The sequence below is a fragment of the Nocardioides albus genome (assembly GCF_014648255.1).
Classification (GTDB): domain Bacteria; phylum Actinomycetota; class Actinomycetes; order Propionibacteriales; family Nocardioidaceae; genus Nocardioides; species Nocardioides albus.
The window spans coordinates 347,010-371,975 of the sequence record NZ_BMQT01000005.1; the positions used below are offsets into that span (position 1 = coordinate 347,010).

Sequence of the window (24,966 nt, forward strand, 5' to 3'; positions counted from 1 at the left end):
GGTGTGTCCGGGTACTTCGCCGCCGACTCGATGGTCGTCCGTGCCATGCGTCAGCGGGTCGTCGGGCTGAGCTGGGGACAGCGGGCGCTGGTGATCGGTGGCCTGCACCCGCGGCTCTTCGTCGGCACCGCGCAGCACACGGTGCACCGGGCGACGCCCTACACGCGTCTCGCGCTGACCGCTCGGCTGATGGAGACGGTCTTCCTCGGCACCAAGGAGGAGGCCGACCGGGCGCTCGCCTTCACGGCGAAGCGGCACGTTCCCGTCGAGGGGACGATGGAGGTCCCCGGCGGCCCCGCGCACCCCGTGGGCTCGCCCTACTCCGCCGCCGACCCCGGGCTGATGTGGTGGACGGCGGCGTTCGCGCTCGACTCGGTCGAGTTCATGTACGACGCCCTGGTCCGCCCCCTCCGCCCGGACGAGCGCGAGGAGCTCTTCGACGACTTCGTGACCTGGGCCGGTCTCTTCGGCATGCCGGCCTCGGCCGCGCCGGCGTCCTATCCCGACTTCCGCCGCCGCTTCGACGCCTGGCTCACCTCGGACGAGCCGTATCTCGTGGACGAGGCGCGCCTGGTCGGCCGCCACATCGCCGGCACCGCCGGCTACCACCTCCCCGGCGGGCCTCCGACCTCCGAGACGCTCCGGACCGTCGTCCAGGGCAGCCTCCCGGCGCTCGTCCGCGAGCACTACGGCATCCCGTGGTCGGCCGCCGCCGAGAGGAGGTGGCGGGCCGTACGCACCGCCAGCCGTCTCGCCCACGGCCGCCTGTCGCTCCTCGGACCCACGCCGTTGCTGCGCGGGCGGAGCGAGCACTTCTACAAGATCGTCCAGCAGGGCGAACAGGCGTTGGTGCGTCGAGGAGGCGTCAGCATCCCCGGCGTCTCCGACGTCTCTGCTCTCAGGCGGGCTTGACGTCCAGCACGACCTCGAACTCCAGCAGGTCGGCGCCGGTGGCGACCGGCTTGCGCGGCGCCTCACCCGGCGGGGTCGCGTGCGCGGCTCGAGCGTCCCCGTCACGCCAGGCCGCGAAGGACTCCTCGGAGTCCCAGTGGGTCACGACGAAGTAGCGGTCGTCGCCGGAAACCGGGCGCAGCAGCTGGAAGCCGAGGAACCCCGGCGACTTCTCGACCGACCCGGCCCGCGCCGCGAACCGCTTCTCGAGCTCGGCGCCCGCCTCGGCCGGAACCTGGATTGCATTGATCTTCACCACAGACATGCCGTAAACCTATGCGAGGGCTGGGGAGCCGGCGTACGTGGCTGAGACGATGGACGGCATGTCCGATCCGGTAACCGTGACCATCGCCCGTCGAGTCTCCGTGGAGCGCCGCGACGAGATGGTCGCCTGGATGCAGGCGGGGATCCGGCTGGCCAGCGAGTTCCCGGGCTTTCTCGGAGCGGGATGGGTACGGCCGGCGCCGGAGTCCGACCAGTGGCACCTGCTCTACCGCTTCGACTCCCACGAGACCCTGGGCAGGTGGGACAACAGCCGCCAGCGCGGCTGGTGGCTGGGCGCGGGGGAGCCGTTCGTCGAGGAGACCCGGATCGAACGGCGTACCGGCATCGAGGGTTGGTTCGACCCGCCGAGCACCTATGACGTCGAACAGATCTCCGGGGTCGCGACGGCGCCGCCGCGGTGGAAGCAGACGATCACGATCTTCCTGATGTTCTACCCGGTCAGCCTGCTCGCCAACTGGCTGATCGGACCGCTCACCGTGGACTGGGTGCTGCCGCTGAAGGTGCTCGGGGTGATGGTCGTGACGCTGCCGTTCATGACCTACTTCGGGCTGCCGTGGATCACCCGCAACATGGAGTGGTTCCTGCACGGCCGCCCGGCGCCCTGGCGCCGAGGCTAGGACTTCGGCGCGCCGTCCTCGGCGGAGAGCACGGCGTCGAGGAGCCCGGGGAACCGCGCGTCGAGATCCTCGCGACGCAGCGAGAGACGCCGGGCGCGGCCGTTGGCCTCGTTGCGGACCACGCCCGCCGTACGCAGCACCTTCATCAGGTGGGACTTCGTCGACTTCGGTACGTCCGGGTTGCTCAGGTGGCACTCCGCCATGTCGAGAGGTCCGTCGACCAGCTGACGGGCGATCGCCAGGCGCTCGGGGTCGCTGAGTGCGAAGAGCACGGTCGTCAGTGAGAGCTCTGACCGATCAGGATGCGGAAGGTCCGGGGAAGAACTCATGGTTCGATAATAGTTGCACAGTCAGCGGAAGGCACGTACTCTCCACAAAAGGTTCGAAATAATTCGAACGATGGATGGAGTGGTGATGTCGGTAGAAACGGTGAGCGCGACGACGACGACGGACGCCGTCGCCGGGCGGCGGCTCGGCGCGGGCGTTGCCCTGGTGGCGGTCGTGCTGATGATGGCCGGGGCCAGCGCGCCCTCGCCCTTCTATCCCGACCTCCAGGTGGGCCTCGGCCTCGATCCCTGGGTGATGACGGCCGTCTTCGCCGTCTACGCCGTCGCGCTGCTCGCCACCCTGCTCGTCTTCGGCTCGGTCTCCGACCACGTCGGCCGACGCCCGGTGGTGACCGTCGGATTCCTGCTGCTGGCGGCCAGCTTCGCGCTCTTCCAGGGTGCAGACACCGCCGCCATCCTCTTCGAGGCCCGGATCCTGCAGGGGATCGCGAGCGGTCTGCTGCTCTCGACCCTGTCGGCCGCCATCGCCGACTTCGAGCGGCCCTCGCGGCCGGGCTCCGCAGCGGTCGTCAACGCCATCGCTCCGATGGTCGGACTGGCGATCGGTGCCATCGCCGCCGGCGTGGTCCTGCAGGTGGCGGCGGACGCGCAGCTCATCGTCTTCGACGCCCTCGTCGCGCTCTCGCTCCTCCTCGCGGCCGGCGTGTGGCTGGTCCCGGAGACCGCGCCCCGTCACGAGGGGCTGCTCGCCTCGCTGCGTCCGCGGATCGCCGTCCCGCCGGCCATCCGGGGCCTGCTCGCCCGCAGCGCCCCGGCGATCTTCGCCGGCTGGGCGACCGGTGGACTGTTCCTCTCCCTCGGCGCTGCGATCGTACGCACCGAGCTGGGCGCCACCAGCCACGTTCTCCAGGGGCTCGCGATCGGTGCCCTCGCCGGGTCCGGTGCGGTGGCTGCGTACGTCTTCCGGAACCGCTCGGCACGGGCGACGACGCTCTACGGCACGGCCGCGCTGGCCGGCGGCACGGTGCTGAGCCTGCTCGCTCTCCCGACCGGCTCGGCGCCGGCGTACCTCGTTGCGGTGGTCGTCGCCGGCTCCGGCTTCGGGACCGCCTTCTTCGGCATCCTGCGCACGATCATGCCGCTCCTTCCCGCGGATGAGCGGGCGGAGGTCTTCGCGGTGATCTTCATCGTGTCCTACCTGGCCTTCGGCATCCCGGCTGTCGTCGCCGGGCTGCTGACGCCGCAGATCGGCCTCACGACCACGACGTACGTCTACGGCACCGCCGTCGCGGTGCTCTCCGCCGCGGCCGGGTTGCTGCGCTGGCGTAGCGGCGACTGATCCGTCAGGCCAGCGCCTCGCCACCGTGGGTGGCGAGCTTGCGGGCGACCTCGGCCAGATCTGCGCGCCAGACGTCCTCGGGGCCGGGCGGCAGGATGTCGTCCCAGTCGGGCGAGAAGCTGCCGCGTACGGAGGGCAGGTCCTTCGGTCGGGCCAGGAACCACATGTGCAGGTGCTCGGCGCCGTCGCCGATGCGCATCGCGTGACAGCGGGCGATGTTGGGCAGGCTCTCCACGATCCGGGCGAGCCGCACGGTGAGGACCCCGAACTCGGCCGCCTGGTGCTCATCGAGGTCGGGTAGGTCGTAGTGCTCGAGCGGCTCGAGGACCAGCACCAGCGGCAGCCCCGACTGCGCCAGGTGCTTGACCCGCCAGCTCTCGTCGCGCCAGATCACGCCCGGCAGGTCGGCGCCGCACAGGCTGCAGTCCGCCCCGTCCTCGCCGCTGCGGGGCTCCTCCGGCGCCGGGGGCGCGAGCGGCTTGGGCGCGATCTCCCCGTCGCGTACGACCCACGGGAACACATCCCACTCCGTCACCCTCGGTGCGGGCAGCTCGCCGGCGGCCTGGACGCGGGCGTAGATCTGATCAGCTGTCTCGGCCATGGCTGGAACGATGCCACAGCGAGCAAGCGTGTAACACGCTGTTTGTGGGTCTATCCGGTCGTTATAACAGGCGAGAAGAACTACGAACGACGTGTTACATGTCGTGGGGCCACCGCGCGGCCTACTTAGTCGAGTGAATGACTCGACTATCATGGCCTCCATGACCATCGCCGCGCTCTCGTCCCTGCCTTCCTACGACGGTGCTGAGCTGGTGATCCCGGCGCCGGGGGCGGGGCCGGGCAACTGGGCGGGCGCAGCGAGTGCGGTCCTGGTCGACGGGGTCTTCTGGCTGACCTGGCGCAACCGGCGGCCGCTCTCCGACGGACGTGGAGTGACCGTCAGCGTCGCCCGGTCGACCGACGGGGTGCGGTTCGAGACGGTGACCGAGGTCCACCGCGACCAGTTCGGCTGCGAGTCGCTGGAGCGGCCGGTGCTGGTGCCGCTGCCCGAGGGCGGCTGGCGGCTCTACCTCTCCTGCGCCACCTGGGACTCCAAGCACTGGTGGGTCGACAGCCTCACCGCCGACACGGTGCCCGGCCTTCCCGAGGGAAACCGCCAGGTCATCCACCCCGGCAGCGACGCTGTCGCGGTGAAGGACCCGGTGATCGCGGTCGACCCGGTGACCCAGACCTGGCAGATGTGGCTGTGCTGCCACCCGCTCACCGAGCCGGGCCACGAGGACCGGATGACGACCCGCTACCTCACCTCGACCGACGGCCTGGAGTGGCACGACGGCGGTGAGGTCCTCGCCGGACGGCCGGGCCGGTGGGACGCCCGTGGGGCCCGGGTCACGACGGTCGTCTCCCGTGACCCGCTCGTCATCCTCTACGACGGTCGCGCCGACGCCGAGTCCAACTGGTACGAGACCACCGGCGTCGCCCGCTGGGACGGGAGCCGACTGGTCGCCGACGCCGAGGCCGCCCCTGTCACCAGTCCCCACTCCGACGGCGCCTTCCGTTACGCCAGCGCCGTGCCCCTTCCCGACGGGGGGACCCGCTACTACGTGGAGGCCGCCCGCGAGGACGGCGCCCACGACCTGATCACGCTGGTTCGCTGAGGCGCTCGGCGCGCTCCTGGAACGAACCACGGCTCGAGGTGGAGAGCCAGTCGGAGAAGTCCTGCCCGCTCACCTTGGTGAGCAGCTCGATGTCCTCGGCGAACGCCGGCAGGAGCTGCTCGCGCTGCTCCGGAGTCAACCGGGGCCGATGGTGGTCGCCCGGTCCGGAGAGCCGCCGCAGCAACGGCGGGTAGCTCTTGCGCCAGACCTCCGGCGGCGCGAACTGGGCGAGCCAGGCACCGCCCCTGACCACAGGCCCGAGCACCTTGGGCCGCCAGCCGGGCTCGACGTACGTCCTGCTGTTGTCCTTCGGGATGTGGCCGACATGGCCCTGCTCGATGCCGAGGAAACGGCAGGCGCGGTCGACGGTCGCGGCGGGCTCGTCGACGATGTCCCGGTAGCGCACCACCAGCACGCGGTCCTCGCCGACCAGCCCGTAGAGGTGGTCGAGCTGCCGGCCGTAGAGCCCGAGCTCTCGGTAGCGCCAGAACGGCGCCCAGCCGTCGTGGGCGCGCTTGTCCTGGAGGCGGAACGCGGTCGGGAAGTCGGCGACCGGCTCCAGGCCGTCGCACCACAGATGCATCCAGTTGGAGTACGCCCGGTCGATCGGGTCGCGCACGACCGCGATCAGCTTCACGCCCGGAAGCTCCTGGGCGATCCGCCGCTGGGCGCTGGTGGAGTAGAGGTAGAAAGGCGTGCTCTCGCCCCTGATCGCGTGCGCGGGGGCGACTTCAAAGAGCCGGTCGTAGTCCGTACGCCGCCAGACCCACTCCTTCTGGGAGTGCTTGTCGCCCGGCCCGCGCCAGTGCGGCGGGGGAGCGTCGTCGCAGAGCCAGTACTTCGGCTCCTTCGGGGTCGTGGCGAACACCTGCGGATGCTGCGCCAGCGCAGAGTGCAGGGCGGTGGTCCCAGCCTTCGGGGCCCCGATGATCAAGAAGTCCGGTTGTGGCCGGCGTCGCTCCATGGACACCCTCCTCGCATAAGTTGATCAAAACAGTCTACTTAAGCGAGAACGCGATCCGGAAGGCCATCTCTTAGGCTGATCCTCGTGGCTGACCTCAACATCCCGCCGGCGCCGGCGATCCCGGGCGCGAAGCACCTCCACTCCGGCAAGGTGCGCGACCTCTACGTGCTCGAGGAGGGTCCGTACGCGGGCCAGCTCCTGATGGTCGCCAGTGACCGCATCTCGGCCTTCGACCACGTCTTCGACACGGTCATCCCGGACAAGGGTGAGATCCTCACCAAGCTCTCGCTGTGGTGGTTCGAGCAGTTCGAGGACCTGGTGCCGACCCATGTGCTCTCGACCGACGTCCCCGAGTCGGTGGCCGGTCGGGCGGTGGTCGCGCAGAAGCTCCACATGCTGCCCGTCGAGTGCGTCGCGCGCGGCTACCTGACCGGCTCGGGCCTGCGGGAGTACGAGACCACCGGCGAGGTCTGCGGCATCCGACTGCCGGCGGGCCTGGTCGACGGCTCCCGGCTGACCCCGCCGATCTTCACCCCGGCGACCAAGGCGGAGCTCGGCGACCACGACGAGAACGTCACCTACGAGTACGTCTCGAAGCTGATCGGCGAGGACGACGCCGCCGCGGTGCGCCGGCTGACCCTGGCGGTCTACCAGCGCGCCGACGAGATCGCCCGCGGCTGCGGCCTCATCCTGGCCGACACGAAGTTCGAGTTCGGCGTACGTCAGGACGACCTGGGCATCCGCACGATCGTGCTCGCCGACGAGGTGCTCACCCCGGACTCGTCGCGCTACTGGGACGCGAGCCAGTGGCACCCCGGCAGCGCGATCCCCAGCTTCGACAAGGACGTCATCCGTCGCTGGCTGCTCTCGCCCGAGTCCGGCTGGGACCGCGCCGCCGGTGGTCCGCCGCCGGAGCTGCCCGCGGAGATCGTCGAGCGGACGAGGGCGAAGTACGTCGAGGCGTACGAGAAGCTCACCGGCCACCGCTTCTGAGCGGTTTCTGGGCGGTCCAGGTAAAGGTTCGATGACACGTGTCGCACTAAATCGTGACCTGGTTCACGGAGAAGGCTACGCGCGGGTAAGTTGTGACGCGTAACACGCACATAACTGGAGGCCACGTGTCCACGTACAACCTTGCTTCGCTGCTGGAAGACTCCACGGCGAACTATCCCGAGCGCACTGCGATCGTCATGGGCGACACCCGTCTGAGCTACGCCCAGATCAACGGCGCCGCGAACCAGGTCGCGAACCTGCTGGCGAGCAAGGGCATCGGCGCAGGCGACCGGGTTGCCCTGATGAGCCCGAACCTGCCCTACTTCACGATGATCTACTTCGGCATCCTCAAGGCCGGTGCCACCGTCGTACCTCTCAACGTGCTCCTCAAGGGCCGCGAGGTGGCCTACCATCTCAAGGACTCCGACGCGAAGGCCCTCTTCGCGTTCCAGGGCACGCCCGAGCTGGCCATCGGAGCCGAGGCGCACGCCGGTGCGCAGGAGGCCGGTGTCGAGGACTTCTTCCTGATCACCGCCGACCCGGCCGCTCCGTCGCCGATCGAGGGCGTCACCACGCTCGGCCAGGGCATCGGGACCCAGCCGCCCACCTTCGAGACGGTGGCGACCGACGAGGACGACACCGCTGTCATCCTCTACACCTCCGGGACCACCGGGCAGCCCAAGGGCGCCGAGCTGCGCCACCGCAACATGCGCGACAACGCGATGGCGGGTGCTGACCTCTTCGCCGCCGACGCCGAGCGGCCGGACACCTACCTCGCGGTGCTGCCGATGTTCCACGCCTTCGGCCAGTCCGTCGTGCAGAACGGTGCCTTCGCCTTCGGTGGCACCGTCGTGCTGCTGCCGCGCTTCGACGCCGCGGCCGCGCTGGCGACCATGATCAAGGAGAAGGTCACCTTCTTCGCGGGCGTCCCGACGATGTACTGGGGCCTCCTCGGCGCCCTCTCCGACGACGTCGACGTCGCCACCCTCGCCGAGAACCTCCGGCTCGCCGTCGCCGGCGGTTCCGCGCTCCCGGTCGAGATCCACAAGGAGTTCGAGAAGCGCTTCGGGGTCTCCATCCTCGAGGGCTACGGCCTCTCCGAGACCTCGCCGGTGGCGTCGTTCTCGGTCTACGGCCAGCCGGTGCGTCCCGGCTCGATCGGTGTCCCGATCCCCGGCGTCGAGATGAAGCTCATCGACCCCGCGTCCTGGGACGAGGTCGACTGGACTCCCGACACCATCGGCGAGATCGCGATCAAGGGCCACGCCATCTTCAAGGGCTACTACAACCGCCCCGAGGCGACCGCCGAGGTCCTCACCGAGGACGGCTGGTTCCGCTCCGGCGACCTCGCGAAGCGCGACGAGGACGGCTGGTACTACATCGTCGACCGCGCCAAGGAGCTCATCATCCGCGGCGGCTTCAACGTCTACCCGCGCGAGATCGAAGAGGTCCTGCTCACCCACCCTGCGGTCTCGCTGGCCGCCGTCATCGGCGTCCCGCACGACTCCCACGGCGAGGAGATCAAGGCCGTCCTCGTGCTCAAGCCCGGCGCCTCCGCGACCCCCGAGGAGATCGTCGACTGGGCCAAGGAGCAGATGGCGGCCTACAAGTACCCGCGCATCGTCGAGATCGTCGACGCCCTGCCGATGACCGCCACCGGCAAGATCCTCAAGCGCGAGCTCAAGTAGTTCTTTTCGTACGCCGGCGGCAGCCGTAGCTCGAAGATCGCAGTCACCAGGTGGCTGCGATCTTCGAGTTTGTGAAGGTCCGATCTGGGGTAGAACGGTTTCGTGAAGCACTCGGGGGACGCGAAGCAACCGTTCGACCAAGACGGCATGGTGCGACTGCGCGATGAGATCCAAGGCGGCGTGATCTCGCGGCGACAGCTGCGCGAGCTGCATGCCCGCGACCATGACATCCGTCGCCTCGTACGCAGCCGTGAGGTCGCGGTGATCCACCCAGGCGTCTACGTCAATCACACCGGCAACCCGACCTGGGGGCAGCGAGCCTGGGCGGCGGTGCTGGTGTGCTGGCCGGCGGCTCTCACAGGACGCTCGGCGCTGCCGAGTCCCCCGGAGCGAGGTCCGATCGAGGTGATGGTCCCGATGAGCCGCACCGTGCGCGCGCCCGGCGGTGTAGTCATCCGGCGTCGCGCTCGATTCGACGGGTACGTCGACTGGGCCGCCTACCCTCCGCGACAGCTTCTCGCGGAGGCAGCGATCGATGCGGCTGTCGACGCGGGCGATGCTGGGGAAGCGTTCTCGATGCTCGCCGACCTCGTTCAGACCAAGGTCGTGCGGACGTCGGCGCTGCTGGAGGCGCTGCGTCGTCGCCCGAGGATGCGCGACCGTCGCCTTCTCAGAGAGCTTCTCGAGGACCTCAAGGACGGCGCCTGCTCCGTGCTCGAGCGCGAGTACCTCCGCCGCGTCGAGCGCGCCCACGGCCTGCCGGCGGGGGAGCGGCAGGTCGCCGACTCGATCGCGGGGGTATTCGTCGAGCGGGACGTCACCTATGTGGCGTACGGGGTGGTGGTGGAGCTCGACGGCCGCGCATTCCATGGCAGCGCTGCCGCTCGGGACGCCGACCATGCTCGCGACCTCGACGCCGCCGTCACCCGCAACCTTCGGACCGTTCGGCTCACCTACGGGCAGGTGCTCGGTGATCCGTGCCGGACAGCCACCCGAATCGGTGAGCTGCTCGGTCACGGCGGCTGGCCGGGCAAGGTGACACCGTGTATCGACTGTCTGGCCGATCGTGACTAGCTCGAAGATCGCAGTCACCTGGTGGCTGCGATCTTCGAGTCAAGCGGCCGCGCGGTCCGTACGAAACGCGAGCATCTGGCGCGAGGTGGCGCCGACGGCGGCCAGGGCGAGGAGGCAGGTGATGCCACCGCTGACCAGGGCGAACGAGCCCGAGGTCAGCTGGGCGACGGCGCCGCCGCGGAGGTTGCCGACCTCCGGGCCGCCGGCGCCGACGATCATCTCGATGGCGGCAGTGCGGCCGCGCAGGTCGTCGGGGACGGCGAGCTGGATCAGGGTGCCGCGGGTGACCACGCTGACCGAGTCGGCGGCGCCGGCGATCGCGAGGAGAGCGAGGCACAGCCAGGCCGAGGTGGCCAGTCCGACGGCACCGAGGCTGGCGCCCCACACGGCAGCGGCGGCGATGGTGATCACCCCGGGGCGGCTGCGTCTGGTGAACGAGCCCGAGACGAGCGAGGCTGCCACGCCGCCGACCGCGATCGCGGTCAGGAACAGCCCGAGCGTACGCGGGTCGCCGCCGAATCGCTCCTCGTTGATCAGCGGGAACAGGCTCACCGGCATCGCCAGGACGGTGGCTGCGAGATCGACGAGGAGCACGCCGCGTACGACTGGTTGGGTGGCCGCGAAACGCAGCCCTTCGAGGACGCCGCCGCCGTTCGTCCTGGTCACGGGCGCGAGGCGGGGCAGGCCGGCGACGCCGAGGAACCCGACGACGAAGGTGAGGGCGTCGACGGCGTACGCGATCTCCAGACCCGCATAGCCGATGATCAGCCCGCCCAGCGCGGGGCCGAGGAGCATCGACCCCTGGAAGCTCAGCCGGTTGAGCGCGAGCCCCGCGGCGACCTGGGCGGCGGGGAGCAGGCGCGGTATCACTCCCATGCCCGCGGGGGCAGCGATCGAACCGGCGGTGGCCATGAGCGCGACCAGCACGAGTACAGGCCCGAGCGAGGCCGGCGACGTGCCGAGCCAGAGCGCCTGCGCTGTCAGCAGCAGCGCCAGCACGAGCTGGATCAGGTTGGTGGCCATCAGGATCGAGCGCCGGTCCGCCCGGTCGGCCACCGCGCCGCCCCAGAGCCCGGCGACGAGCATCGGGACGAGCTGGGCGAAGGCCACGCTGCCGGACCAGAACGGGCTGTGCGTCGTCTCCCAGACCTGGAACATCACCGCGACGACCGAGATCTGCCCACCGAGCGCCGAGACCGCCCGCCCGATGAAGAAGCGGCGGTAGGCCTGAGACGTACGCAACGGCGTGATGTCGATCAGCAGGTGGCGCACGAGGTGACACGGTAGAGGCGAGGGGCCTGGGTGTGAAACGGATATCCGTCCGTGGGCGCGGTCAACGTCGACGCGACCAAGTGCATGGGTCGAAAACTTTCAGCCACCGGGTGGCTGTGAAGTTCGAGCGTGTGATGGCTTTCGGTCAGGAACGTTTGAGATGTCGCTCGGGGTCCTCGCCCAGCGCACGGAGAGCCGACTCGACCCTGCCGACCTCGTTGAACATGCCCACCGAGTCGTCGGCGGGCAGGAAACGTACGGTCTGGGCTCCATCGCTGATGAATATGCCGAGCGCGGAGGCCTTGCCGTTGCGTTGATAGCCCACCGCGACCTCGGCCTTCGTGCGATCGATCGTCCAGCGTGGGGCGGCGTCCCCACGCGACCAGACCTCGATCGTCTGTGGCAACAGGGCGATCACGAGGGGGCCGCCACCGATGCGCATGCCCCGACGGCTGGCGCCTATGGGGGCGTCGATCTTGGTGTCTGCCGACGCATTTCCGGAGATGACCATCGAACCTGGTCTGGCCTCACTGACCCGCCTAGCGAGCCGCCGCCTCTCGCCGTTGAGTATTGGCATGATCACGGCGACAATCGCGATGACGATGGCGAAGACGATCGCCCAGGTCATGGCGGCCTCGGCACCACCGTCGAGTACTCCGTCGCTGTCCCGCGATCCAACGAGCACGACGACGACGAGCGTGACTCCGGCGACACCCGAGAGCAGCCTTCGCCTCCAGCGGTGCTTGGCAACGTCGAGCTGAGGGGTCGGGTCGGACATGTGGGGGAGCCTCCCGGGTGCGCAGGTGGGTGAGGGATGCTGCCATCTCAGCCCTGGCCGCGTAGTCATTTGGCAAGATTCGACCCAACTCGCACACGAGCCCATCGCCGGAAATCCGCTTCCGGATGACCCGGCGCTTAGACTGCGGCCATGCCTCGCGTTGTCGTTGACGTCATGCCCAAGCCCGAGATTCTCGACCCGCAGGGGAAAGCCGTTCTCGGTGCCCTGCCGCGGCTCGGGTTCACCGGTGTCACCGAGGTCCGTCAGGGCAAGCGGTTCGAGCTGGAGATCCCCGAGATCACCGACGACGCGCTCGCCCAGATCGAGAAGCTCGCCGAGACCTTCTTGGCCAACACGGTGATCGAGAACTTCGTGGTCCGCGTGGAAGAGCCGGCCAAGTGAAGATCGGCGTCATCACTTTCCCTGGCACGCTCGACGACGTCGACGCGCAGCGCGCCGTCCGCGTCGGCGGCAACGAGGCCGTTGCCCTGTGGCACGGCGACCACGACCTGCAGGGCGTCGACGCGGTGATCCTGCCGGGCGGCTTCTCCTACGGCGACTACCTGCGCTGCGGTGCCATCTCCCGCTTCGCCCCGATCATGACCGAGGTCATCGAGGGCGCGCAGAAGGGCCTGCCGGTCCTCGGCATCTGCAACGGCTTCCAGATGCTGGTCGAGTCCCACCTGCTCCCCGGCGGCCTGCTGCGCAACGACCACCTCAAGTTCATCTGCCGCGACCAGAAGCTGCGCATCGAGAACAACTCGACCGCCTGGACCTCTGCCTTCGCCAAGGACCAGGAGATCGTGGTCCCGCTGAAGAACGGCGAGGGACAGTACGTCGCCGACGCCGACACCATCAAGCGGCTCGAGGGCGAGGGTCGGGTCGTCGCGCGCTACCTCGACGTGAACCCCAACGGCTCGGTCAACGACATCGCGGGCATCACCAACGAGGCCGGCAACGTCGTCGGCCTGATGCCGCACCCGGAGCACGCGGTGGAGACCCTCACCGGGTCCGGCATCGACGGCCTCGGCTTCTTCACCTCGCTGGCCGAGAAGGTCCTGGCCCGCTGACCGACCACGGGTGACCGGGCTGGACCGAGGCGATCAGCTCGTCCCAGGCTCTGCTCGCAGCGAGAGTGAGCGCGCCGGTCAGGACGGCACGGTCGGCCGGGACCAGCAGCGCGAGCTCCGGCGGGACCAGCGTGAACCGCGGCAGGTGCAGGCGTAGCTGGTCGACCAGGAACTCGCCGGCATTGGCGATGCCGCCGGTGAGGACCACGACGTCCGGGTCGATCGCCAGGAAGACCGGGGCCAGCCGCTCCACCATCTTCGTGGCCACCGCCGACACCGCTGTGAGGGCCGCCGGGTCACCCTCTGCGGCTGCGGCGAAGACCTGCTGGGCCGTGAGGGAACGGTCGGCAGGCAGCGCCCCGCCAGGGTGCTTGGCGGCCTCCACCCTGGCCAGCTCGGCGATCCCGGCGCCGCCCAGGGCGTGCTCCAGCGGGCCTCGGCCGTGCTCGTCGAACTGAACGCCGTCGGCGGAGACCGGGATCAGACCGACCTCGCCGGCGGCTCGGTGCGCCCCGCGATGGAGGGAGCCATCGATCACCACTCCGGCCCCCAGTCGCTCGCCCCAGTGGATGACGACCAACGTACGGCCCGGGTGCGCGGCGCTTGCCGCGATGGCGGCTAGGTTGGCGTCGTTCTCCACCAGCAGCCGTGACGGGAACCGACGGGCGAGGTCGGTGAACAGGCCGGCCTCGGTGTTTCCGGGGGCCGACGGCGCCATCGTCACCCTGCTCAGCTCCGGCCCGACGACGCCGGGCGAGCCGGCGACCACCGCCCCGATCCGGTCGGGTGGCAGGTCTGCGGTCCGGAGGGCGCCGTCGACCAGCGTGCTGACCTGACGTCGGACGGCGGCCGGATCGGAGCCAGATGGCACCTCGATCGCCTCGTCCGCGAGCGTCTCGCCCTGGACGTTGGCGATGGATGCCGCGACTCGGTGGGGTCCGATGTCCAGACCGAGCACCGGCAGCAGGCCTTTGCGCAGAACGTACCGGGTGGCGGGACGGCCGGCCCCGGACGGCTCCGCGGGTGCCAGCGGCTCGACTACGGCGGCGGAGGCCAGCTCGTCGATCGCCTGGGAGACGGTCGGCCGGGTCAACCGGGTGTCGGTCGCGAGCTCGGTGATGCGTGCTCCGTCCGCCCCGGCGGCGCGGACGCCTTCCAGGACCGCGGTCGTGTTGAGCCGCCGCAGGACGCGGTTTCCGCTCGACTCTCCCTTCACAGCCTGCCCCGGATTCTGTCCATGACGACCAAGTTACCGGCTCGCCCGCCTCTGCTTGCATCTCTCAAAACCCTTGACCGGCGCGACGTCCGGGAGGACTATGAGGCACATTACGAAAAGGTTCTTCATAATTTGGGAGGCGCGATGCCGAAACGCCAGCGACGCAGTCAACTGGCTCACCTGATCGTGGCGATGCTGCTCGGGCTGATCGCCGCCACCATGCCGACCATCGCCGCGTCGGCCGACCCGACGGAGCCTGTGTCCGAGGAGCCGTCGGAGGCCTTCGCGGGCCCGGCTGCCACGCGCCCGGCCCGCGAGGCTCTCGTCAGAATTCTCGGCCACCGGCACGCGGCCCGATTCGATCTGTCGGTGAACCAGGGTGGCAGCGACCGCTATCGAGTCAGCGCCCGCGGGAGCCGGATCGTGGTGGAGGGGACGAACGTCCCAGCAGTCCTGATGGGCGTCAACGCCTACCTGAAGAAGGTCGCCAAGGCGGACGTCTCCTGGACCGGGACCCAGGTGCAGGTCAAGGGCTCCCTGCCGGTGCCTTCGGAGCCGATCGAAGCCACCTCTCTGGTGGCGCACCGGTTGTCCGGCAACGACACCGAGGACGGCTACTCCGGCCCGTTCCGCACCTTCGAGGACTGGCGTGACCTCGTCGACATCAACGCCATGCACGGCGTCAACGAGATGTTCCTCCCGGTCGGCTCCGAGATGGTCTACTACCGGCTGCTGCAGGACTACGGCTACTCCGAGGCCGAGGCGCGTGCCTGGATCCCGTCACCGGTCTATCAGCAGTGGTGGCTGATGCAGAACATGTGGAACTTCACCGAGCCGGTCACCCCCGAGCTCCTCGAGAAGCGTGCCGACCTCGGCCGGCGTATCGCCGACTACATGCGTTCGATGGGCATCACGCCGGTGCTCCCGGGCTACTTCGGCACCGTCCCGACCGACTTCGAGGTCCGCAACCCCGACGCCGTCACCGTCTCGCAGGGCACCTGGTCCGGCCTGCGACGGCCGGACTGGCTGGCCCCCACCCACGAGCTCTTCGGCCAGGTGGCCGACCGTTTCTACGAGATCCAGGACGACGTCCTCGGAGCGTCGACGATGTACAAGATGGACCTGCTGCACGAGGGTGGGACCCCCGGGTCCATCCCGGTCGGCAAGGCGTCCGCGGCCGTCCAGGACGCCCTGGACGCGGCGCACCCGGGCGCGACCTGGGTCGCGCTCGGCTGGCAGAGCAACCCGCGGCCGGAGACCCTCGACGCGATCGACCGCGGCCGGATGCTCATCGTGGACGGGCTGTCGGACCGCAACCTCGACCCACAGCGTGAGACCCAGTGGAAGGGCACGCCGTACGCCTTCGGCTCGATCTGGAACTTCGGTGGCAACTCGACCGTCGGCGCACCGATCAAGGCCTGGAACGAACGGTTCTGGGACTTCCGGTCCCGGCCGAACAGCGCGCTGAACGGCATCGCCATCCTCCCCGAGGCCAGCTACAACAATGCCGTCGCGATGGAGTTCCTCGCCGAGCTGCCCTGGCAGACCGGCCCGGTCGACCTGGACGCCTGGTTCGCCGAGTACGCCGACGCCCGCTACGGCGCGACCGACCCGGCCGCCCGCGCGGCCTGGAAGACCCTGCAGGACACGGCCTACTCGATCCCGCCGAACAACAACCGTTCGGCAGGCACCAGCGGCCTCTTCGCGGCCGTACCGGCGCTGACGGCCACCAGGGCCAGCAATTACACCGCCCCCGGGAACCGCTACGACCCGACGGACTTCGCGGCAGCGCTCCCGTCGCTCCTGAAGGTGAGGTCGTCGCTGCGCGCCAGCGACACCTATCGCCACGACCTCGCCGAGATCGCCCGGCAGGTGGTCACCGAATACACCCACCCCTTGCTGGTCCAGATCCGACAGGCGTACGCCGAGCGTGACATCGCCGAGTTCGACCGGCTCACCGACGCGTGGATCGAGGCGATCGACACCGCCGACCGGATCAGTGCCACCCGTGCCGATCAGATGGTCGGCCCCTGGCTGGCGAAGGCTCGCGCCTTCGCCTCCTCACCTGAGGAGGCCACCGCCCTCGAGCACGATGCCCGCCGCGTCCTCACCTCGTGGACCCTGACGCTCTCGCTGACCGACTACGCCTACCGCGACTGGTCCGGCCTGCTCGACAGCTATTACGCACCCCGCTGGGAACGCTACTTCGACTCGCTGCGCGACTCCCTGCGCACGGGCGAGGAGCCGGCGGCGATCGACTGGCTGAAGGTCGCCGACGAATGGTCACGGGCGACGGATCCCTACCCGACCGAGCCGGAGGGCGACACGTACGCCGAAGCCGCTCGGGCCCTGGAACAGCTGTCGGCCGCGGACTTCGGCGCGGCGGTATCGCTCCGTCCGACCGGGACGATCGGCGAGGACCCTGGCACGGTCGCCCTGACCGTGGTCAACAACAACCCGTTCGCCGCGCTGGAGAACCTGTCCGCCCACGTCACCGCACCAGACGGCATCGTGACCACCGCGACCGGTGAGCTGCCGTCCCGGATCGAGCCCGGTGGCTCGGCGACGGTGAGCTGGACCGTGGCCGCGGGCAGTGGCCTGCCGTCGGAGGCCACCGAGGCCGCGATCGGTGTCGAGGTGACGTACGACCAGCAGGCCGGGACGAAGCAGAAGACGGCCCGTGCGGTGCTGCCGGTCGACAGACCCGGCCGGATCCAGCTCAGCGACGTGCCGTTCTCCTCCTCGCGCAACCACGACGGGGAGCAACCGGTCGCCCGCGACACGGTGACCCCGGCGACCCCGTCCGGCAACGGCGCGCCGATCCTGCTCGACGGCACCGCCTACTCGAAGGGTCTGGGCACCAACGCCGCAGGCGAGGTTCGGTTCGAGCTGGGGCAGGGGTGTCAGCGGTTCACCACCCTCGTCGGCATCGACGATGCGATGAACCATGCCGCCGACGGCGACGTGGTCGTCGAGGTGTGGGGCGACGGCCGCCGGATCCGCACCACGCCGGTGCTGCGCAGCGGGCTGGCCACCACCAGCACCGAGGCGATCCGCCTCGACGTCGACATCACCGGGGTACGTCAGCTGCGGATCGTGATCGATCGGGCCGACGGCAACCGGTCCTTCGACGCGGCCTCGTTCGGGCTACCGACCCTGACCTGCTCCGGCACGATTCCGACGCCGCTCAGCGAGGGCAAGCCGGCCACCGCATCCAGCAGCGAAGGTGCTGCGGCGCCGGCCCGGGCGGTCGACGCCAAGCTGCACACCAACTGGCTGTGCAACCCGGCACAGTGCGCCGGCAAGCCGGCGTGGTTGCAGGTCGATCTCGGTGCCGAACGTGAGGTCTCCGGGATCAGGGTGACGCCCTACTACGCGGACCGGCGGTCCTACCGCTACACCGTGGAAGGCAGCGTCGACGGCATCACCTTCACGCCGATCGCCGCCAAGACCGTCGACTCTCCGCAGACAGATGTGGGGGACTGGTATCCGGTGAGCGGCAGCTTCCGCTACGTCCGGGTGGCCGGCACGGGCAACACCAGCAACGTCTACACCCTGCACCTGCAGGAGCTGGCGGTCTACGGCAGCTGACCCGGCACACGATATGGCCCCGGTTCGCGACCGCGAGCCGGGGCCGCCCGTGTCTGTCTCACGGGTCGAGACGATCGCGCCGTATGTGTGTAGGAGCGCCTCGGGCGGGAAGAACGACTGTGGAGACAGGAGATCCGGATGTCATCTCAGATCAACGTACGTCCCGACGAGCTGGTCAGGGTCGCGGATCGTTGCATCGACTGGGCCATGGACCTGACCGGAGCGACGGCCGACAACGCCGGTGCTCTCGAGGTCGCCACGGGCGATGCCGGCAACACCCAGGGCGGCTTCGACACGATGGCGGCCCACGGTCCGCTGGTCGAGGCCGCTTCCAGCGCGCTCGAGTCCTTCGCGGCGGTCTTCGAAGCCGACGCCGATGCCCTCATGCTGTGTGCGTTCGACATCTCCTCGACCGACGAGGAGATCGCCAAGGCCGCCGAGTCGAGCACGTCGCTGGAACCGGGGCCGACGCCGCGTCCGCCGGAGCCTTCCCCCGGCCCGACCCAGCCGCCTGAACCGTCCCCGTCGCCGAGCCCGTCGCCCGGCCCGTCCCCGACGCCGCCCCCGCGCTGAGGAGTATCGAGATGTCCGAAGGCACCTGGAAGCTGTGGGACGACGCAGCCTCGATCGATGCGGCGTCCGCCGCGTGGACCAAGATCGGCGCGAAGATCGAGTCGGTCACCGAGTCGTTCATCAGCGGCTCGAAGAACGTGGTCGCCGACTGGGAAGGTCAGTCGGCGGAGTCGTACGAGGCTCATCGCAAGCGGCTGCTGACCGATCTGGACAAGGCCCAGGATCTTGCCGAGAAGGCGGCCTCGGCGATGGCACAGATCGCCGGGACGGTGCGAATCGCCCAGGGCCACCTCGACCAGTCATGGGCGACCGTGGCCCACATCCCGCACCAGGGCAGCCCCTCGGGCGACATCCGCTTCCAGCCGGATGACGAGGCCGACAGCAAGCTCGTCACCGATGCGATCGCCAGAGCCTCCGAGGTCCGGAGCGGTCTCGACCGCGACCTCGCCGCGGACCGGCAGGTGCTGGTCGACACCACCGCCACCTGGCAGGCGCTGTCGCGCAGCATGGCGGCCGTCGCCGAGTCCGGGCAGGACCCGTTCCACGTCCCCGCCGACGTCGACTCGGTCGGCATGATCAACGTCGACGGGAAGACCTACATCAACACCGGCAGCGGCGACGACACGGTCACGGTCGGGACCAACCCGTTGACCGGCGAACCGGTGGTCATCGTCAACGGCACGATGTATGACGTGCCGCCCGGGAACGAGATCGTCATCCGTGCAGGCGAGGGCAACGACCAGATCAACGTGCCGTCCGGTTCCACGGTCGATGTCACGCTGCTGGGCGGCCGGGGCAACGACCAGATCCGCAGCGGCGGGGGCGAGGACCGGATCCTCGGGGGCCAGGACAGCGACAAGATCTTCGCGGGTGACGGCGACGACCAGGTGTCCGGCGGCACCGGCCGTGACTACCTCGACGGGCAAGGCGGCGATGACCTGGCCACTGGCGCTGCGGGTGATGACACCGTCTACGGCCTGGGCGGAGACGACCGGATCGCAGGCGGTCGCGGGCGTGACTATCTCGAGGGTGCGGATGGTGACGACGTACTCCTCGGTGGTGAGGGCGACGACATCGCCTCCGGTGGTGACGACGACGACCAGATCCATGGCGGCGACGGCGACGACGTGACGTACGCCGGGCGAGGCACGGACACCACCTACGGGGGTTCCGGCGACGACAAGTCCCACAGCGAGTCGGGTGACGATGCCGAGGGCGTCGAGCAGCGCGTGACGGTTGAGATCAAGGCGGTGCCCGACTGGATCAAGATCGAGGGCTCGCCGGAGTTCGTCGAGCGGGTCAGGGCCGATCTCGAGATGCTCGCGGCTTCGCCAAACGGCGCGAAGATGTTCGAGAACTACCAATACAACCGTGACAACTCCGGCTTCCTCGGCGCCGGCAAGGAGGGTCTGACGATCACGGAGTACACCGGCGACAACAACACGGCCAGCAACGGTGCCTTCGGTGGCAACGAGATCGAGTACAACCCGAGTCGAGACCACTCCACCGACGACCGTCCGCCGGTGGTGGGCCTCTTCCACGAGATGGCCCACGTGTATGACTACATGAACGACACCTACCGGGGTGACGAATACACCGGCGACGACTCGGTGGACGCGAACAGCGACATCAAGGAGGCCGAGCGCCAGGCGGCCGGGTTGCCGATCGACCACGACGACGATCCCAGCACCCCCGAGATCATCGACCCCGACCACCCGGTCGAATACACCGAGAACGGCCTGCGAGAGGAGCTGGGATGGGACGAGCGCGAGCACTATCGCGGGTGATGGGCGCGGCGGTCCTGGTCGCGGCCGGAGCGGCCCTGGCGGGGTGCTCCGACCTGGCGTCGGACGAACGGCCCACCGGTGAGGCACCTGCCCCCGACGCCGAGTTCGAGGTCTCGGTCGAACCGACCGCGTCCCAGGTGACGGTGCACTACACGCTGACCAACAGGACCGACAGGCCCCTGCGGGTGATCGACAAGCCCGCGGTGGCCGCCGGAGCCGGGGTGCGCTATCGAAACGACGTCGCCTACGCGACCGGCGACGGTGAGGGCGGTGTGATGCTCTCGCAGGCGTTGTTCGGCATGCCCGATGTCGACGTCGAGTTCGAGTCGATCCCGCGGGTCGGGATCACCGACCTGGCCGCGGGGGAGACCCTGGAGGCCGACGTGGTCGTCCCGCGGCCGATCGCCTGGAACCACCCCTGGGGCGATCTCGGCGAGGACGAGATCGAGCTGCCGGAGGATCCGGAGTCGATCAGGTTCTGTCTCGGCGTGGTCTCGCCGCCGTTCCCCGAGGCGATGCTCGCGGAGGCGGAGGACGACGGGGTCACGACGGTCACCCACGCGAGCGCGGACCAGCACCTGTTCTGCTCCGACCCGGCCACGCTGTGAGGCCGTGCCGGAGCAGAATCGGCTGCGTGGTCAGTCGACCTCGACCGCTGCCCGCCCGGTGACGTACGAACGGCCTCGGGAGGGTCGCCGGAGCACCACGGTGAGCGAGGCGATGATCCCGAGCGAGCCGAGAGCGGCCGCGGCGTAGAACGCTTCGCGCATCCCCGGGACGGCTTCGCCGGGGGTGCCGTTGGCGACGTAGACCGAGGCGATCACGGCGAGGCCGATGGCGCCACCGAGCTGCTGCATCGTCTGCACCAGACCCGAGGCCGTGCCCGCGTGGGCGGCGTCGACACCTTCCAGGCCGAGGGCCGTGGTGGAGGTGAAGACGAGCGAGGCGAAGGCGCCGTTGAGGAGGAACGGGGCCAGTACGGCGCCGGCATACGTGCTGGTCTCGGTGAGCGTGCTCAGCCACAGGAAGGACGCCGTGAGACCGGTGGCGCCGAGGAGCAGCACCCGTGTCATCCCGATCCGGGCCGCGATGCGGGGCGCCACCCGGGACATCGCGAAGATCATCAGGGTGAGCGGCAGGAACGCCAGGCCGGAGGCGAGCGGGCCCATGCCCAGCGCGCCCTGCAGGTAGATCACGGTCAGGTAGAACGTCGAGAACTGCGCTCCGACCAATCCGACTGCGGCGATGAAGGCGGCGACCCGGCGGTGGCTGTTGAAGAGGTGGAGCTGCAGCAGCGGATGGGCGACCCGGCGCTCGGTGAGCACGAGGGCGACCAGCAGGAGCAGGCCGACGGCGATGCCGCCGAGCGTGCGCGCCGAGGTCCAGCCGTGCTCCGGGGCGCCGATCAGCGACCAGACGATCGCGGCGGCGCCGCCGGTGGCCGTCACCGCGCCCACGATGTCGAAGCGCCCCGGTCGCGGAGCTGTCTCGGCGACGAGACGGCCGACGAGGGCGAGCACGACGAGCCCGATCGGTACGTTGATGAACAAGGTCCAACGCCACGACGCGATGTCGGTCAGGATGCCGCCGAGGATCAGACCGATCGAGGCGCCGCTGGAGGAGACGGCGGCGAAGAGCGCGATCGCCTTGGCGCGGCCGGCCTCGTCCTTGGCGGACGTGGTCAGCAGCGCGAGCACCTGAGGGGCGGCGATCGCGGCCCCGAAGCCCTGCAGGGCGCGGGCGATGACCAGCAGGTCGTCGGTCGGCGCGAGACCGCCGGCCAGGGAGAAGAGAGTGAACACGGCGAGACCGGCCACGAACGTACGCCGCCTGCCGAAGACGTCGCCAAGGCGACCGCCGAGCAGCAGCAGGCCGCCGAAGGCGAGGGAGTAGCCGTTGAGCACCCAGGTCAGTGCCGCGGGGGTGAACTCGAGGTCGTCGGCGATCTGGGGGAGTGCGACGTTCACGACGGCCGAGTCGAGCACGATCATCAGCTGGGCGATCAGGACCAGGGCGATCCCGGCGCCGCCGGCCGCAGTGGCGGCGGGTGGCTTGGGTGGTGCCACGGTGGATGTCATTCGAGAGCTCCTGTTGGAGACGGAGGAGGAGTACAGTGAAACGGAGTAAGTCTCCGCTTGATGATGACATTAACGGAGGGTGCCTCCGGTTAGCAATGCCTTTTTGGATGCGCGCAGTGCCGATGTGGCGGGGCCTGCTGTTAGCCTGAGGCGCCCGCAGCGAGGCGGGAGCCACTGAGGAGGTCCGGATGAGAGCCGACGCGCAGCGCAATCGCGACCGGCTGATCGAGGTCGCCCACGAGGTCTTCAGGGAGCGCGGTCTCGACGCGCCCCTGGACGAGGTCGCCCGACGTGCCGGCGTCGGTCCAGGCACCCTCTACCGTCACTTCCCCACCCGCGAGGCGCTCCATGAGGCGATCATGGCGACCTGGATCGAGGAGGTCGCCGGCCAGGTCGAGAAGGCCATGGCGACCGAGGGCGGCTGCCGGGAGAAGCTGCTCGCCTGGTTCGAGGAGTACGTCGCCCTGCTGACCCGTCACCAGGGCGCCGCCGCCAAGATCACGGCCTCCCTGGGCTGTCAGGACTCCCCGCTGCGCACCAAGTGCCAGACCTACGCCGACGCCAACGAGAGCGTGCTGGCCGAGATGGCCGACAACGGCGTGCTGCGTGAGGGCGTCGACAACCTCGACGTCTGCCGCCTCCTCGGCGGTGTCGCGACCATGGCCGACCAGTCCTCGCTCGCCCCCGAAGACGTACGTCCCATGCTCGACGTCATCGCCAACGGCGTGCTCAAGGCCTGACTCTCCGGCGGTGGGGCACACTGGGGGCATGTCCTTCAACTCGCCGGTCCGCAACCCGCAGAACCCGCTGAAGCTGGAGTTTCCGCAGTCGCTCGCGACCTATGACGACTACTCGGCCGCACAGAAGACGGTCGACTTCCTCGCCGACCACGAGTTCCCGGTCGAGAACTGCATGATCGTCGGCACCGAGCTGAAGCAGATCGAGCGGATCACCGGCCGACTCACGTGGAGCAAGGTCGCCCTCGCCGGCATCCTCTCCGGCGCCTGGCTCGGTGTCTTCGTCGGCCTGATCATGTCGCTCTTCGGCGACGACAACTTCCTGTTCATCCTGCTGTCGACGATGCTCCTCGGCGTCGTCTTCGGCCTCGTCTGGTCGCTGATCGGTTACGCCGCCACCCGCGGCGCCCGTGACTTCTCGAGCGTCAAGGTCATCGTGCCGACCAAGTACGAGGTTCTCGTCGAGCACAAGGTCGCTGCTCGCGCCCGCGAGCTCCTCGCCGACCTCCCGGGTGCGCTCCCCAACCCCTTCTCCTGACGACCACCTGCTGGGTTGTGAAGCTGAGAGTGACCTATAGGCCACTCTCAGCTTCACAACCCCGGGCTCAGCGGCCGTGCGCCAGGTCGTACCAGGTGACCTCGGTGGCCATTCCGGTCGGGGTCCGGCCGAGGCGCTTCTGGTAGGCGACGAGGGCGACGTGGGTATTCCAGTCGAGGACGCCGGTGACCTTCGCGCGCTCGGGTGCGGAGGTGGCGTTGAGGGCACGCTGCAGGTCGCGGACCCGTTCGCCGGCGGATCCGCGCTTGAGGAGCGGTCGGCTGTTGGCCGCCCACAGCGTCTTCCAGGCAGCCCGGGTCCAGGTCTTTCGCACCGCCAGCCCGTGCGAGCGCTGCCAGGCGTTGATCGACCTGACCAGGCCTGCGTCGTACGTCCCGTCGATGGCGCCGTCGAAGCCCCCACGCTCGCGGAGCATGCACTCGAGCGCCTTCGTGTAGATCGGCGACGGGGTGTAGGAGCTGGTGCGCGGCTTCAGGTCGGGATAGCTGGTGAAGCTGACCGGAACGCCGCCGCAGTGGGTGACCGGACGGGCGGAGGAGCCTCGGCCGAGGTCGACATAGTTGGAGTCGATCTCGATGGTGGTGCCGCCGTGGGTCTCCTTGTGCGGGCCGCGGTACTGCTTGACCCGCCGGTGCGGGTTCCAGGGCGTGTCGGGGATGTACTTGGTCGAGGTGCCGGCGCGACCGTCCCAGTCGGCGATCCACAGGTCCGCGGGGTAGACGAAGCCGCGGGGCTGGGCCTTCCAGACGGCGTACATCGCCTTGATCCCGGACGCTGCGCTCGAGTACATCGCGGGGCGGTAGCCGAGCTTCTTGATCCGGTGGCTCCAAGCCGAGACGAACCACATCGCCGACTCGCGGCAGCTCTCGTTGCCGATGTCGAAGCCCTCGAGGTCGTAGAACATCGTGCTCCCGGCGGCGATGCCGTAGCGCTTGGCGGCGTCCACGGTCGCGTTGGCCTGGCTGAGACCCTGGCGCTTGGCAGCGGCGTACTGGTTGGACCGGTTCGCGCTGATCCGCGGGTCGTCGCGGTAGCGCGGGAAGCTCGGGTTGCACGACGCCTGCGGCCCGAGCGTGATCGGCAGCAGCCGCCAACCGCGGGCCTGCTGCTTGCGCACCCAGGTCGCGCTGAGGTTGGTCTGGTTGCGGCAGCCGCGTGAGTTGCCGGCGATGTAGATGCCGACCGCGCCGAAGTTGGAGTGCTTCCACCAGCGGTCCATCGCCGTCTGCGACGGCGCCTGGCACTGGTCGAAGCCGAAGCCGGTGAAGTTGCCCGGCGTGACTGGGTTCGCGGCGGCCGCGGGGCTGGGTGCAGCGAGCCCCGCGACCCCGACGACGCCGGAGATCAAACCGATTCCCAGTGCCCGTCTGACGTACCTGAACCTAGTGAATGCCCCCATAGTTTCGTCACGGTAGTCACAACAGTCACAGCAACACCAGAGGACTCGCC

The 24,966-nt window shown here is 69.5% G+C and carries 24 protein-coding genes; 15 read left to right on the forward strand and 9 right to left on the reverse strand.

The genetic code is table 11. The features are described from left to right. Window positions 1-3 precede the first annotated feature (3 nt). Window positions 4-912, forward strand: coding sequence for an oxygenase MpaB family protein (locus tag IEY84_RS12925; protein ID WP_221209012.1), 909 nt, complete (start codon window positions 4-6; stop codon window positions 910-912). On the opposite strand, the gene IEY84_RS12930 is transcribed toward IEY84_RS12925, so the two are convergent. Next, complete coding sequence (locus IEY84_RS12930) at window positions 899-1,216, reverse strand: antibiotic biosynthesis monooxygenase family protein (RefSeq protein WP_183547950.1); 318 nt, start codon at window positions 1,214-1,216, stop codon at window positions 899-901. The two genes, IEY84_RS12925 and IEY84_RS12930, sit on opposite strands and share 14 nt — an antisense overlap. Window positions 1,217-1,274: 58 nt before the next feature. Here IEY84_RS12930 and IEY84_RS12935 point away from each other — a divergent pair, with 58 nt between their 5' ends. Beyond that, entirely contained in the window at window positions 1,275-1,853 is a 579-nt protein-coding gene (locus IEY84_RS12935; RefSeq protein ID WP_229788626.1) for a putative antibiotic biosynthesis monooxygenase, read from the forward strand. Here IEY84_RS12935 and IEY84_RS12940 read toward each other — a convergent pair. Beyond that, on the reverse strand, window positions 1,850-2,182 hold the full coding sequence (locus IEY84_RS12940; RefSeq protein ID WP_183547952.1) for an ArsR/SmtB family transcription factor: 333 nt from the start codon (window positions 2,180-2,182) through the stop codon (window positions 1,850-1,852). The two genes, IEY84_RS12935 and IEY84_RS12940, sit on opposite strands and share 4 nt — an antisense overlap. 85 nt (window positions 2,183-2,267) lie before the next feature. Between IEY84_RS12940 and IEY84_RS12945 the strand changes: the two genes are divergently transcribed. After that, window positions 2,268-3,479: an MFS transporter gene (locus tag IEY84_RS12945; RefSeq protein ID WP_229788628.1), complete on the forward strand. Its 1,212-nt coding sequence runs from the start codon at window positions 2,268-2,270 to the stop codon at window positions 3,477-3,479. A 4-nt stretch (window positions 3,480-3,483) separates the two neighbouring features. Here IEY84_RS12945 and IEY84_RS12950 read toward each other — a convergent pair whose 3' ends face one another. Further along, window positions 3,484-4,080, reverse strand: a complete 597-nt coding sequence (locus IEY84_RS12950) for a hypothetical protein (RefSeq protein WP_183547954.1) — start codon at window positions 4,078-4,080, stop codon at window positions 3,484-3,486. Between the two features lie 160 nt (window positions 4,081-4,240). Here IEY84_RS12950 and IEY84_RS12955 point away from each other — a divergent pair, with 160 nt between their 5' ends. Then, window positions 4,241-5,137, forward strand: a complete 897-nt coding sequence (locus IEY84_RS12955; RefSeq protein ID WP_183547956.1) for a hypothetical protein — start codon at window positions 4,241-4,243, stop codon at window positions 5,135-5,137. Here IEY84_RS12955 and IEY84_RS12960 read toward each other — a convergent pair. Then, on the reverse strand, window positions 5,121-6,101 hold the full coding sequence (locus tag IEY84_RS12960; protein ID WP_183547958.1) for a sulfotransferase family protein: 981 nt from the start codon (window positions 6,099-6,101) through the stop codon (window positions 5,121-5,123). The genes IEY84_RS12955 and IEY84_RS12960 overlap by 17 nt on opposite strands. 84 nt (window positions 6,102-6,185) lie before the next feature. Between IEY84_RS12960 and IEY84_RS12965 the strand changes: the two genes are divergently transcribed. The 3 genes from IEY84_RS12965 (at window position 6,186) to IEY84_RS12975 (ending at window position 9,856) form a co-directional block, all read left to right on the forward strand. Further along, on the forward strand, window positions 6,186-7,094 hold the full coding sequence (locus tag IEY84_RS12965) for a phosphoribosylaminoimidazolesuccinocarboxamide synthase (protein WP_183547960.1): 909 nt from the start codon (window positions 6,186-6,188) through the stop codon (window positions 7,092-7,094). Between the two features lie 125 nt (window positions 7,095-7,219). After that, window positions 7,220-8,782, forward strand: coding sequence for a long-chain-fatty-acid--CoA ligase (locus IEY84_RS12970; protein ID WP_183547962.1), 1,563 nt, complete (start codon window positions 7,220-7,222; stop codon window positions 8,780-8,782). Between the two features lie 102 nt (window positions 8,783-8,884). After that, on the forward strand, window positions 8,885-9,856 hold the full coding sequence (locus tag IEY84_RS12975; RefSeq protein WP_183547964.1) for a type IV toxin-antitoxin system AbiEi family antitoxin domain-containing protein: 972 nt from the start codon (window positions 8,885-8,887) through the stop codon (window positions 9,854-9,856). A 39-nt stretch (window positions 9,857-9,895) separates the two neighbouring features. On the opposite strand, the gene IEY84_RS12980 is transcribed toward IEY84_RS12975, so the two are convergent. Together IEY84_RS12980 and IEY84_RS12985 are read right to left on the reverse strand one after the other, a co-directional pair. After that, a complete protein-coding gene (locus IEY84_RS12980) occupies window positions 9,896-11,128 on the reverse strand; it encodes an MFS transporter (RefSeq protein WP_183547966.1) in 1,233 nt (410 codons plus the stop codon). Window positions 11,129-11,273: 145 nt separating this feature from the next. Beyond that, window positions 11,274-11,906: a hypothetical protein gene (locus IEY84_RS12985; protein ID WP_183547968.1), complete on the reverse strand. Its 633-nt coding sequence runs from the start codon at window positions 11,904-11,906 to the stop codon at window positions 11,274-11,276. Between the two features lie 150 nt (window positions 11,907-12,056). Between IEY84_RS12985 and purS the strand changes: the two genes are divergently transcribed. Both purS and purQ read left to right on the forward strand, forming a co-directional pair. Then, window positions 12,057-12,308, forward strand: a complete 252-nt coding sequence (gene purS / locus IEY84_RS12990) for a phosphoribosylformylglycinamidine synthase subunit PurS (protein WP_183547970.1) — start codon at window positions 12,057-12,059, stop codon at window positions 12,306-12,308. Continuing rightward, a complete protein-coding gene (purQ, locus tag IEY84_RS12995; protein ID WP_183547973.1) occupies window positions 12,305-12,976 on the forward strand; it encodes a phosphoribosylformylglycinamidine synthase subunit PurQ in 672 nt (223 codons plus the stop codon). Before purS ends, purQ begins: the two co-directional genes overlap by 4 nt. Here purQ and IEY84_RS13000 read toward each other — a convergent pair. Beyond that, window positions 12,942-14,192, reverse strand: a complete 1,251-nt coding sequence (locus tag IEY84_RS13000; RefSeq protein ID WP_183547975.1) for an ROK family transcriptional regulator — start codon at window positions 14,190-14,192, stop codon at window positions 12,942-12,944. The two genes, purQ and IEY84_RS13000, sit on opposite strands and share 35 nt — an antisense overlap. Before the next feature lie 144 nt (window positions 14,193-14,336). Here IEY84_RS13000 and IEY84_RS13005 point away from each other — a divergent pair, with 144 nt between their 5' ends. The 4 genes from IEY84_RS13005 (at window position 14,337) to IEY84_RS13020 (ending at window position 20,751) form a co-directional block, all read left to right on the forward strand. Next, window positions 14,337-17,783 (forward strand): alpha-N-acetylglucosaminidase TIM-barrel domain-containing protein, encoded by a 3,447-nt coding sequence (locus tag IEY84_RS13005; RefSeq protein WP_183547983.1) that lies wholly within the window; start codon window positions 14,337-14,339, stop codon window positions 17,781-17,783. A 138-nt stretch (window positions 17,784-17,921) separates the two neighbouring features. Beyond that, window positions 17,922-18,356 (forward strand): hypothetical protein, encoded by a 435-nt coding sequence (locus IEY84_RS13010; RefSeq protein WP_183547985.1) that lies wholly within the window; start codon window positions 17,922-17,924, stop codon window positions 18,354-18,356. Between the two features lie 11 nt (window positions 18,357-18,367). Continuing rightward, a complete protein-coding gene (locus IEY84_RS13015) occupies window positions 18,368-20,143 on the forward strand; it encodes a M91 family zinc metallopeptidase (protein ID WP_183547987.1) in 1,776 nt (591 codons plus the stop codon). Further along, complete coding sequence (locus tag IEY84_RS13020) at window positions 20,113-20,751, forward strand: hypothetical protein (RefSeq protein ID WP_183547989.1); 639 nt, start codon at window positions 20,113-20,115, stop codon at window positions 20,749-20,751. Before IEY84_RS13015 ends, IEY84_RS13020 begins: the two co-directional genes overlap by 31 nt. 30 nt (window positions 20,752-20,781) lie before the next feature. Here IEY84_RS13020 and IEY84_RS13025 read toward each other — a convergent pair whose 3' ends face one another. Continuing rightward, a complete protein-coding gene (locus IEY84_RS13025; protein WP_183547991.1) occupies window positions 20,782-22,221 on the reverse strand; it encodes an MFS transporter in 1,440 nt (479 codons plus the stop codon). A gap of 188 nt (window positions 22,222-22,409) precedes the next feature. Between IEY84_RS13025 and IEY84_RS13030 the strand changes: the two genes are divergently transcribed. Beyond that, on the forward strand, window positions 22,410-22,961 hold the full coding sequence (locus tag IEY84_RS13030) for a TetR/AcrR family transcriptional regulator (RefSeq protein ID WP_183547993.1): 552 nt from the start codon (window positions 22,410-22,412) through the stop codon (window positions 22,959-22,961). 28 nt (window positions 22,962-22,989) lie between these two features. After that, window positions 22,990-23,496: a YflT domain-containing protein gene (locus IEY84_RS13035; protein ID WP_183547995.1), complete on the forward strand. Its 507-nt coding sequence runs from the start codon at window positions 22,990-22,992 to the stop codon at window positions 23,494-23,496. Between the two features lie 67 nt (window positions 23,497-23,563). Here IEY84_RS13035 and IEY84_RS13040 read toward each other — a convergent pair whose 3' ends face one another. Further along, a complete protein-coding gene (locus IEY84_RS13040; RefSeq protein WP_229788630.1) occupies window positions 23,564-24,865 on the reverse strand; it encodes a glycoside hydrolase domain-containing protein in 1,302 nt (433 codons plus the stop codon). Window positions 24,866-24,966: the final 101 nt, after the last annotated feature.